Consider the following 12,834-nt stretch of genomic DNA (forward strand, 5'->3'; position numbering starts at 1 on the left):
CATATTTCCTTTTATGCCTTCAACAATGCGCAGATACTTTCTATATTCCGAATGAACTGCTTTTTGTTCTTCTGTCAACATGAGCTACTTTTCTTAATTATAACATAGTACAGTACATCTTCATTATTACGTACAACACTGACTGACCCACTGAGAGTATCGAGATTCATATATTTACTATCAGACCTATAGCCACCACTTATACCATGATCAGGACGTATTTCAACAAGTGCGCCATCCTCGGTGTTTATTCTTAACCATCTGTGATGATCTGCATCATTGAAAGAATGTTCTGGGTCGATTCCAAAAATATCAAGGAAAAGTTGGTCTGTATATTTGTCAGCTTCCTCCTTAGATGAGAAATTCATGCTAATAGGAGTCCAGTCATTAAATCGTTCATTGACACATTTACGCTTTGGCGAATCTAATTGCAAAGTGATATTATCTATAGAAAAGCCGAATAAATTGCGCATCTCATCAATAAGATAAACCAGCATAAGACTTGCTAATGCGCTGTTTACATACATGTCACTAAATGATATATCCACACGTTTCCCTCTGAGGATATCAGAAAGAATGTCAATATCATCCTTTTTCAGTACATATGGTGCAATGGCAGTAGAAAAATAATTCTTTATCTGAAATGTTGTCGCATGAGTTATACCTTCACGGACAATCTGTGAAGGTGAAACTGTGTAGGTCGGTTCATCTTGACTTACAAATGTAGGCAAAGAAGAATCAACAAATACATGACTGCAATTCTTTCCCCAGTTATTGGAGAATGATAGAACTGCCTCCTTATTAGTGAAATATCTTCTTGTCTTGTTTGATGTTTCAACTATTATTGAAGTTTTCAAAACACCCATGTCTTTAACCAGTTGCACATTACAATCCGGAAATTTATCCTTTAGATTTATGAAAGGTAATTTGCCTGAGAGCGATGTATGTAGTTCTGGATGATACTCAACGACAAGTGATATTTTCTTGCCATTCACTAGGGCATTATTAATGAGTTTGCCCATTTCCGAGCGAACACTTGACCAGTCACTGATGGCATAGTCATCAGATTCATCTGATACACACAAAGTGAGCTTCTTTACTTCAGAATCGTTATTGGCCTGTTTGAAAATATCCTTTAGAGATTGATAAACAACCTTGGCAGACGGACTAACAGCCTTGATTGAGCTGGGTACGTCAAGGGCTTTGTCCTTTTGTCTGTTAAGCCAATCCATTACTTTAGCTTTAGACAAAAGATGTGAATATCTGTAGTTGTTTCTATCTACAAGACATCTCGCACAAGCACCACCATCAACGTGACAGTTACAATTTGTCTCTTCAAGGTCTTTTCTGGCGATGTCAAATATTTCCTGACAAAGGACGGGATTCATCAGTTTCAGCGAATATCCGCATCCACCTTTTGCTGTGTCATATATAAATAGAACCCAAGCATTGATCTCTTGTTTAATGCCAAAATCAATTTCCCCTTCATCGATACCTTCACTTTTTGCTAAGGCCCGTTTTAGAACTACACCTAGAGAAAATACAAGTTGCTCATCCATTTCATATTCAGATGAAGCGGCATCTTTTTTGAAACGAAGTACAGTATAGCATGTGGGATGATTACCTGTGAATACGACATGTCGTGCAATATCTCCATCGTTTGCCTCACAATCATCTCCCCATAATCTCTTGTGGCCAGGTTTTACTGAATACGGAATACTTTCTTTTGTTGAAGTTGCAGAATACTCTATGGAAGCTCGACCACAACGCTTACAGAAAGCAAAACCATGACCATTTCCAACATTATAGAATAATATATTACCAGTCTCACCACTGCTAATGATTTCGACCATGTTGATTGCCTTATGTTGACTCCAATCTGTTTTTAGTAAAACAGGTCTAATGTCGTAGAAGTGTTTCTCTGTTTTCTCTTCGCGTGAACTGTCAACATTTTGGTCTGTACAAAAGCCTATAGGTTCATAAGCTAATGTATATGTGTCATGGTCTCTATCGATTATACTATGATAGGGATTCTGACAGATAGGACAGATTCTGTTCTCGTCCAAATTTCTTCTGTATTCAGTATGACCACAATGAGTACAATGATATATTGCTCTAGTTTGAGTTTCTTCATTGTATGCGCCAAGAAGTTTTATTCCTGCGGAAACATAGTTCTTTTCGTTTACGACTACGGTTTGTTCTGGGGCGTACTCATTAAGAGCCGTATGGATATCACGGGAAGCAGTGGTAGCACGGCGAAGTTCTGCAATTTCCTTTTGAACCTTATTTAGCTCGTTCTGCAAATTAAACTTCTCTACACTATCACTTTCTGCTGCAATCTTGTTCTGGAGGTTTTCTGCCTTATCATATAAACGATGAAGCTTAACAGCCTGGTCTCTATCAGTAAAGTCAAATGTCACGACTCCCGTTGGCATATTAGCATTAGGGATAAACTGATGTTCGGATAGATAATTCAGCAATCCTTCGGATTTTGATTTGCGAATCTGATTGCTAATAGCCATTTGGCGTCTTGTGTCGTTCTTGAATTGAACAAACGCATCATTAAGTTCGCCAATTATATCATTGTATTCTTTCTGTATAGTTTGTATTGAATCTTTAGTGATATTAATCGTATAAGGGGTGCTCTCCCCAAATACCTTCTTGAATTTACGCTCCTCTGCTTGATTAGCTCTCATATCATCCAAAAATTGAACAAACGTATCACATGTAGAAGTCATAAACTCGTCAACGGACATAGTAGCTTGAATACCAGATCCATTATCGCAAATAAATTGTCTGAAGAAGAAAGAGTTTATATGTCGCTGTATGATAGTCTGGCTTGGACGAACCTTAATCATGTGCTGTGTCGTTTGAAGAGCCCACATAGGATTAGCAAAAGCATGTTGACCTACAGGGGTGTTATTGCAGAGGGAGAAAGCTATAGCTTTGCTTTGTCCCATACGACCAGCACGACCCACACGCTGAAGATAATTAGCAGCTGTAGGAGGAACAGTGTCCATCAGAACCACATCAATGTCACCAATATCAACACCCATTTCCATTGTGGTAGAACAGTGCAGAACATTGACTAATGGGTTCTTTTGGCTAAATGCTTTTGTGTAATCACGCAACAACTTCTTAGATTGTTGGGCAGAATGCTCTGCAGCTATATATATAGGAGTCTTGTGATATGAATACTTATGTCGGTCAGTCCATAAACCGTTAGCCTTCAGGTTCTTGATATTATTATCATTCTTTTCCCATTCTATGACTTCATCATTATCTTTGGGTCTTGAAGGTAAAGATATCTTTGTACCATCGCACTTGTATTTAGCAAATAACTTTTCACAGATAGTACCTACGATCAGTGGGCTATATCCGCAGAAAGTAGTGTCAAGAATCTGATATGTTACAGGACATATCCATCCTTCTTGCAATCTCTTGATTTTACATACATTATTCCCTTCTTTACCTGAGAGGTCGAGAAAATAGCAATCAACGTATTTATCATCAGGATAGAAGCGAGTGTTATTATAGCCTTCGGTGTCGTCAGCTTTTACCTTCGTAAATATCTTCTTCTCAATCAGAGTGTTCCATGCTTCTTGAATAACGGCATCAACAACCCTGACATTAGCTTGAAGTTGGTCTAGTGTATGTATACCTATACCTGCACAAAGAAGAACTACTAGACGAGACTGTTGTTCTGAAACATTTCCACCTTCATTAATCTTCACTGATGGCCAATGTTTGAGCTTTTCTCTTGTATCGTCGGCTGCCGCAATAGGACTACTCAAATTGCTGTCACGAACATATTTCTTCTCATCATCTACTAATGGCTGAATATGGTTATTCAGTCTCATAACATAGTCGATAGCAAGTTTAAGATAGTCTTGCCAGTCTTTATCTTCAATACGAATGTTATTTTTATCGGCATAATCCGCTAAGATTGATGGTACTTTGGCAGTTTTCAATGAAGGATAATCAAGATAAATGAATCCCATTGTTTCTGCATTGGTTTCATAAGCAGGTCGTCTACCTATAATTCCTCTAACTAAAGCAGCCTTGTAAGCTTTCTTGTTTTTTGCACCATCAGTGTTGGACAGATGATCAAACATCGCTTGATTATAAATCTCTTCCGAAAAATCATAAAGAGATACACCATCTGGCGAAGATGGGGCTGTCGCCATAATCGATGCTATTTGTTCAGCTGTTAAGAGTTTCCTTACTGGTTCTGGAATTGCATCTAATGGATTCACCGCTTGTATTTGTGCAAGTCTTTCCAAAATGTTTTCATAACTTTGATTTCGTTCAACATTGATATTAAACGTTTTGGCAGAAATTGCAGTTCCTTGACGGCTATCAGTAAATGCAATATACTTTCCCCAGCTTCTTCCTTCAGGAGCGCATTCACGAAGGAAAACGGGAGAGACAGTTTGGTTGATAAAGTTGATAGGAATTCTAAAGTGTTTTAAATTTAGGCGTTTGCCCTGAGCTAAACGGCCACAACTTGGACAATATGAATGTCCATCATCTTTTCTAACTTCAACCCACTGACCTTCGTTGTCGGAACGTACTTCAAGTACCGTTCCATTAGCACTATGAATTATATCCATTGTGCCAACATGTGCTTTGCTTACAGGATTAAAGAACTTCTCTTTTTCATAAGGCATTAAGAAGAATGTGTCAGGACGACCTGCACTAACCAATTCATCCTCTTCTTCTTGTTCTGGTGAAAGGTCTATAGAGAAATAATCATCTCTATTAGCACCATCTTCACAAGGAAAAATCTTATGGTTCTGTGAATCACTACATCCCATAAGAACAAATCCACCACATCGCTTACATTGTACTATTTCGAGCAGAGGAACGCCACATTCAGGACATACTGATGCTTTATATGTAGTAAGATGCCCATACATCGGTACAGCAGGGTTGACCCCTTGGCAATCAGCATTAGCACAAGCATAAAGTCCGCTTATTGCGCGCATAAAATAATGTGCCCTTAGGGATAGAACAGGATTGTTGCCTTGCGACATTTCACAAAGTTTATCCAGGAGTTGTAAAGCTGGCAACAATTTCTCCTTGTTATATGGAGTATCTGGACATAACCACTCCCACATTTGCTGAAGTGTCATGCCTGGAACCTTGTTAATTTTGTCGCGTAGCGATAGAACTTTGTCAACTGAAGGAAGATTGTTCTTTTTCAGTTCAGAAGAGAGTTCGTCCTTATCAAGTGGGCGAACCAAACGATTACCTCCAATCACCTTTATCTGTTCAACTGGTTGTCCAGTGACAGTTGATATAAAATCTGCAAGTGACTGTGCTCCTTCTTCACCTCCAATAGTTGCTGATGTACATGCAAACCTAACTTGTTCTGGTGTTCTATCAAATGCTTCTAATATTCGTTTTATCTGATATGCTAGTTCAACTGCTGCAGAACCAGAGTAACTATGAGCTTCATCGATAACAATCCAGCGAAGTTTACCTGCTGACTCTTTTATCATATCTTGGTCCTTTTGGCGCACAAGTATATATTCTAACATGCTAGGGTTAGTCAGAAGAATTTCGGGTCGTGTGCCTTGATGTTTTGGATCTCTGATATCATCACGAGTAACAATCTCATTCGGAAGTATTTCGTCACGCCCATCAGCACGATATTCAGGAGTATCACCATTATAGACAGCAAAATGCAAATTGGTTGCTTCACAATACTCTGAAAGACGTTTCTTTTGGTCTTCCATCAATGCATTCAGTGGGTAAAGGAAGATGGCTTCGATAGCATTTGTGTGGCCTTGTTCATACAAGTCACTCAAAACAGGATACATAAAACACTCAGTTTTACCAGAGCCTGTACCTGAAGTTACAACAATACTTTTGTTTTCTGCCAGTGTTTTCCAACTCTCTGCCTGATGCTTGAATGGGACAAATGGTCGAAACGTTTTCCCTGCTTCGATGGCCTTGTTTTCACGGATCTTTTCAAGCTTATTCCAGACATCTCTGTTGATTGCAGACCTCCAAGTTTCATCTGAAGAAGGCTCCCAACCAAATGTACTTTGGAAGACAGGTTCAGCCAACAATGGTTCTCTATCAAAAAGTTCATCAATTGCAGAACGCATTGGATGACTTCCTGGTGCCCAAAGAGAAAGTAATGCTAAGCGCATATTCTCTTCTGTTTCTTTGTATATGTTTTCAAACTTCATATTCTTAATGACTTAACTTGTTATTTAATGCTACGATGAAATGACGATTACATGACTTGCTGCAGAAGATAATACTCCTTCTTATCTTATCTCTTTGTATCTCATCTTTTATTGAAAATAGGTCTATTTCTTTTCTTATATGAGCGACAACAGCATTAACACGCTTGTATAACCACATTTCATTCCCTACCTTTCCTTGTTCATTGAAATTGTTAAAGAAGGTACCAACTTCATCTCCAAGGTAATCTTGATTTGACTCTATATATTCATCTGTAGATAGTTCGAGAAGTCTTATTTCTTTAGGCTTTTTAATGATAGTCTCAGCCAATTCTTCGACAAGACCGTGTGATACATAACCATACGCTTCAATCAATGATGATACGCACAGGTCTTTAATCCATTCGGTAAACGATGTCAAGACATCATATAAACATTGGACAAGATTCTTCATATACTCTTCTTCAACATTCAATGCACTCAAATATTTCATCATGTCTTCGCCTTCGTGACTCATTGCCCACTTTATGAAGATATCTTGCATCGCAGGAGTCATTGGATCAGACATGAAATTTTGAAGTTGGATGAAGATGCCAGACAGATAAGGTTGTAACCAATACCACTGGAAGGCTAGGTCATTACTAAAACTTTTCAGTTTTTCTTTAAGAATCTCGCGTTCATCATTGTCTGAACATTTTACATACAGTTGAAAAGCCAAACATAGCAATGCCTTGTAGTCCTGAGCTGTACAATATAGTTCAAGAATCGAACTTGCCGGAATATCTTCTTGCTGGGCACGATTGAACCAGCCGATAATTCTTGTCCACAATTCATCGCCTAACAAGGAATCATTTAACTTTTCCCTAATATTGAGAATGGCATTCTCTCTATTCTCAGCACGATATGAACCATTCATGTCCTTGGTTAAATCAACCAAAGCCGGACATATACGTCCTCTTGTGCGTCCAACCAGTATGGTTTTGCCCCATGAACGAATTTCCTCAGGAAGAATGTAGTATTGCGATTCTTCATCATACTTCATTTCCAAAGGTTCCAAGTTCGGTTCATCCAGTTTTATGAGTTTAAGCACACCAGTAAACTTGAATGGCTTTCTGTTTTTACCAGTGATTACAACACGGCCATCTGATATTTGTCGAGGACGGAATGGGGATTCTTTAATACCGAAAGCGATTCTTTGTCCATTTGAAAGAACAAACTGAACATTTACTTCTGCATTTAACATGTTTTGCGCTGTGCGTTCAAGTAATGAACGTATGGCCTCACGCGAATCGAATAATGTCAAAAGACTACCCTCATAGGGGATGGTCTTTCGTGCTCGACCATCTTCGAAAATATATAATTTTTCTCCCTTCCATCTTAACTCCCTTCTGACATTGCCATATGTGTATTCTCTTATATCTTGTCCAACCAGGTGGTACTGATACTTATCGATGTCTGAATATGGAATCCAGCAATCATTTTCTATGTCATCACCATATATGTTTTTAATCGAAAAGTCTTTGAATGGAGCTTTTATAGAAATGTCAAATTGGTTTTTGCTGTTTCCAGAAGGAGTAAAGGTGAAACGTATCTTGCGAGGATCGTTGCAGTTTTCTTTTTTGATTTCCCAAACATCACCGATTTTCTTTTCCCCTTCTGTTGTAGATACATGACCATGCGCCCATGAAACCTTTATTTGGCAAGAGCTTTTATCAGCCTTTTGTAAACTGATAACTAATCCTTCACCAATGTTTATGAATCTCAAAGGGGCAACATAGTTGCCATTAGTATCTATTGCACGAGCAAATATTTCACCGAAAGATGGAGTATCTGTCCAAACATTCTGCCATTTGTTACGATACTGAACGTTGTGACGTTTTGACTCTGTTCCATCTTCTGTATCATAGCAAAGTGTAAAAGCGCATTTGTTCGCGTCATATAGTGATTCTATCACATCTGGTACATAAAGTGGTGAAGATTGCAATTCTGTCCAATATAGAGGAGCATTCATACCCAATGTGATACATCCATCTTCGCCTTTCAGTACGATATTATCCGTGTAGTCGGCAGGAATGTGAAGTCCTTGCAACTTTGTCATTCCCCAACTATACTCATATATGTCAAGATTGGTTTCTGTCTGAAGATTCCAACCATCAGGAATAAGAATAATAGACTCCTGTCTTCCTAACTGGTTCCCTAATTCATACTTACCATCCTTATTCCTATACAGTAGATGAGGTACACTTATATCAAGATTATCTCCTATATGAGCATATTCTTGATTGTGGAGGAAGAGAGAGATAAAATCTCCGTTCTCACATGGATGTTTGCTAAATACTGGGTAGCGACAGAAATTATTAGCATAATCGAAGGTGTCAACAGCCTGACCATTCTTTCTTACTTGAACTGAAAAGAATCCAATATCGTCAATTCCTTGTTCTTCCAAAAATACTTGCGGAAGACGTTGAAGTCCTTTGACAATATACTTGGTATATATTTTCTTCTCTACAGTATCTATTCTAAATTCCCATGTCAATGAGAATGGATGAAGCTGATGACGACGAACCTTTTCCTGTTTTGCAAGTTCTTTTAGATATAGGAACCAGACATCATTTTCATTAGCACAGTAGAACGGCATTAAAAGATATCTTTCTGCTTCAACGCCAAGAATTAGCTGTTCGCAGTAGTCTTTCATGCACTTACTTTGCGAAGCAACCAGGCCAAGGTTCAATTCCTCAAAATTGATTTTTCTATTTACTAGACCACGAGTGAACCTATCCCAAACAGAGTTGGTTATGTTAGCCGTCACCAACTTCATAGGGAGTCCACCTTGATAAAGCATGTCATTCAAAGGATCTGCCCGTCCTCCATCATACTTCTCAATTTTCAGCATCTTTGCACCACGACGAGCAGCTTCATAGAATTCGTTCGAATAATTAACGCTTGGTCTTGTTGACTCCAGTGCGTCATAAACCATCTGTTTGCTATGCTTTCCGTCAACATACATTCTACGCCAATACTCAGCAAAGAACAATGTGGCCTCTTTGCATACTGTTATGAATGGATTATTCAAGTTTATAACATGAGTTCTTTTTTCAAGGAGATCTCTCAATTCCTTGAACTCTTCTTCAGTGATTTTTAACTTCCACAGAGGAAGTGGACATTCTTCAAGTCCTCTTTTTTGGAGTATTGTCTCGAAGTAACTCATATTTTCATATTGATGGTTATAGATATATTTTAAATCGGCGCAAAGATATGGGGCATCAGTGCAACCTATCTGCACTGATGCCAGTTTTTTTATTCTTCTACGTCAAATTCCAGCCCAAGCTGAGAAGCAGACTCTTTAACACTCTTAACAGTGGCTGAGTTTTCTGTAAGAGGATTAGCTCCAGTCGTTTTGGCTGTAAATTTGACCTCTATCTTCAGATTGTTATTTCGCAATGTCTGAACAAAACTGGTAAATAACTGAGCATAGTTCTCCAATGGTACTTGTCCGCTTATAACAACCTTTTGATAGGTCTTTGTCTCAGGAGGTGTTCCTCCTGTAGGCTCGCCACCTCCTGTCTCACCTGAGCCAGAACCGCCTGTAGCACCGGAGCCTGTTCCTGCACCAGAACCCGTTCCTGTGCCAGTACCAGTTGCTCCAGAAGGCTCAATAACGACAGATGGGTCAACGAGCCAATAGTCCTCACTTGTTACATCGAGGAATGGTACATTCTCACCTTGGGTTATTCGTGTCCATCTCCCTGGTGCTCCGAAAGCCACGTTAAATACGCCATTTACGCAATAACGATTGACGGTTTCAGCTATTGCTGATGGGCCAGTAATCATAGGTTTGTCATCAAAGCGAAGGAATGTCTCATAAAGCTCTTTTACTGCGATTGGACGATTCACTTCTGGAAGCATATTGATTCTATCCAGCAAGTTCCTCCCAATAGCCTTGATGACCCATTCTTCTTCCATGATTTCTGTCATCAAGTTCATACGTATCTGTGAAGAGAAGTCGCCAGCATAGTTCTTCATTTCATAGCTCTCTATGCCATCTTTTGCTGAATACTTAATTGCAATATTATAGGCGCGAATCAGAGCTTCATCGACACCGTGTTCGTACTCGCGCTTGCGATTTTGCACTTCTGTATTTTGATCGCGCTCCAGTCTTCCTGAATATTCTGCTATGATTTTGGTGCAAGCTAAGTAGTCTTTAAGTTTGTCACTCAATGCACCACGTCCGGCTTCTGAACAGGCAAGATAGAAGATAGTGTTGCGCATCACACGATCACTATTACCTCGTTTCAATGCTATTTCTTTGACTGCCGTGGTAAGACAATTTGATGGTGTTCCACCAGTCGGCATAGCTATGCTTGGAGGCAAAATTACCAATGTGAGTTGCTTTTGTTCTGGAACATCGCCAGTTGGACATACCAGAACATTGATTTCATGTATAAAACTTGCCGAATTCTTCAGTCGTTTGATAATCTCTGCCTCTACATCTTCTTTTTTGACCTCAGACTTAGCCTGTGCGATGAGGATATTGATGTTGGCTTTGGACTCAAACCAATACGTTGCTCCTCCAACTTTGGTAGAGTAAAGATAATGTGCTACCTGTTCAAGTTTGTTTAATGCTCCATCAATATCATTGTGATTGAATGCTTTGGGACGTAAAACACAGAGTTTAAGCTGCTTGATATCAAGTCCTTTGTTCTGCTTTGCGCCTACAGATGCCATAAGAAGAGTTGTAGCAATACCTTGTGTCAGATGGTACTGGCCAATATTACTTGTTGGATCTGCTTCATCTATCTTACGTGCATTACTTGAAGTTCCATATACATCAGCTAACATGACTGTTTCCCAGTTGCTACCCATCAGGTTTGTTATGGTGCCAGTGAGTGAACCAAGATTTTCAAGATTAACGTCTGATGTATGTATCAAGGCTTGTGAACCAGTAAGTGATTCTCTGCGTCGCCACAAATCCTGTACAATTGATGCCAAAAGACGAAGAACACCACGAGTGCGCTGGAAACGAGGATCACTTCCCCAACGTTGACGGAACATTTCAATAAGTTCCGGGTGGAAAGGATAGGATTTCTTTATTTTGTTGGCATATTCCATCTTGTCACAGTACTCTGGTAAGTCTCTGTATCGATTATGGAACATATCCTTATAGCGTTTGGCCACGAGGTCAACAACAGAAGTTTCATTGATTTGTTCAAACAGACGACGACGTACAACTTCAAAGATTTCTTCATCATCAACAGGCTTGACACTTGAACCTATACGAACGATTCTGGTCTGCAAAGAGTCTAATACTGTTTGACCAATCTGAGAATCAGCGACTTCTGTTGCACTTGCAGGGAGAGTGGCAATCAATACGCATTTTGGCACAGAAGAAACCACCTCAGTCAGAGTCTGCATGAAGCTGTTTGTTTGGCTGAAGAGATTGCCATCTCCAACCTTTTTTGAAGTAGCTTTTACACAATAGTCAGCCAACTCATCAATAAGGATGAGGGAAGTCCCTGCATTCTGGATGATGGGTTTCAATATTGCAGACGTGGGAGCAGTACGGTCTATATCATTTTGCTTAATTTTCTCGTAAGCTTCCTTGCCGCCAAGTTGATAGGCAAGTTCACCCCATAGCGTATAGATGGTAAATCCTTCTATAGTCTGGCGACCTTGTGATACGTCAGTTGTGTTGTTGGTAAAGACTGCAACTTTGGCATTCTCAAAGTTCGGAGTAACTCCTTCCTGGAGAATATGCTTGCAGCTTTCAGATTCCAACAGACGAGCTCCACTTTTTACTATATGATATATTGAAATCAAAGTATGGGTTTTACCACCACCGAATCCTGTCTGAAGAGAAATGACGCGATTCTCAGTTTCTTCGCCGTTTAAAGCGCGAACAACCCGGTTGGCAATGTCTCGTAATCCTGCTGTTACGTAAGTCTTGGCAAAGAAGGATGTCGGATTGTTGTACACTTCTGGGCCAGTGCCAAGAGCTACCTCATTCAAGTTGGCAGCAAAAACAGATTCGTCAAGAACGCCACTGCGAATGTCATAGTGTGGCAAACAGTTCCTAAACCAGGATGGCAGTGGTGAGCCATCATCCACGATTGAAGTGTCAACAGGTGTCGATGTTACAGTTGTTACGGCAATGGGTGCAACAGCTGCAGGAGCAAACGTGCGCTTGTTTTGTAATCTTTCGATTTCTTGGCGCAAATCAGCCATGCCAAGCATATTTGCAACATGCTTCATGTTGCTGAAAGCACGGTCTTTCTCGTCTTCTGTGAGTGGAGTGAAATGCTGGCACTTGTTGCGAGCATCCCTCAATTCACTCATAGTACTTTCAAAAATGAATGTTTTGCTTTTGTCATTGCCGAGTTCTTCCGCTAGTTCATCACGGAATTTGCTTGCAAGAAAAGTCAAATTATGATAGTCAATACGCAACATTGGCTCTACGCCTTGGCGTTGGGCTTGATTCCATTGATCTTGTTTTTGTGCAGTTAAACGCTGAAAGAAGACACCTTCCCACGGCTCACCGGGGAAGTGGTTTTGCAAAACACTGACTAGGAATGGACGCATTGCGTCGAGGAAGATTCCTAATGCCTGGAAGATGTTCTCGTTGTTCATATTGATATGTTTT

3 protein-coding genes are annotated in these 12,834 nt (G+C 39.8%); all 3 read right to left on the reverse strand.

Annotated elements, in window-relative coordinates; genetic code table 11:
• Positions 1 to 74: 74 nt before the first annotated feature.
• Genes ING2E5A_RS09225 through ING2E5A_RS09235 form a run of 3 tightly spaced genes read right to left on the reverse strand, consistent with a single transcriptional unit; the run spans position 75 to position 12,821 of the window.
• Positions 75 to 6,200 carry a DEAD/DEAH box helicase gene (locus ING2E5A_RS09225; RefSeq protein WP_071137162.1) on the reverse strand — a complete coding sequence of 2,042 codons (6,126 nt, stop codon included), beginning with the start codon at positions 6,198 to 6,200 and terminating at the stop codon, positions 75 to 77.
• A 4-nt stretch (positions 6,201 to 6,204) separates the two neighbouring features.
• On the reverse strand, positions 6,205 to 9,480 hold the full coding sequence (locus ING2E5A_RS09230; protein WP_071137163.1) for a hypothetical protein: 3,276 nt from the start codon (positions 9,478 to 9,480) through the stop codon (positions 6,205 to 6,207).
• Positions 9,481 to 9,494: 14 nt separating this feature from the next.
• Positions 9,495 to 12,821, reverse strand: coding sequence for a DUF499 domain-containing protein (locus ING2E5A_RS09235; protein ID WP_071137164.1), 3,327 nt, complete (start codon positions 12,819 to 12,821; stop codon positions 9,495 to 9,497).
• Positions 12,822 to 12,834 lie beyond the last annotated feature (13 nt).

The sequence above is a fragment of the Petrimonas mucosa genome (assembly GCF_900095795.1).
GTDB classification, from domain to species: Bacteria; Bacteroidota; Bacteroidia; order Bacteroidales; family Dysgonomonadaceae; genus Petrimonas; species Petrimonas mucosa.

Excerpts from the sequence above, each read along its gene's own strand:
- ING2E5A_RS09225 (WP_071137162.1), bottom strand. The coding sequence starts at position 6,200 with ATGAAGTTTGAAAACATATACAAAGAAACAGAAGAGAATATGCGCTTA.
- ING2E5A_RS09235 (WP_071137164.1), bottom strand. The coding sequence starts at position 12,821 with ATGAACAACGAGAACATCTTCCAGGCATTAGGAATCTTCCTCGACGCA.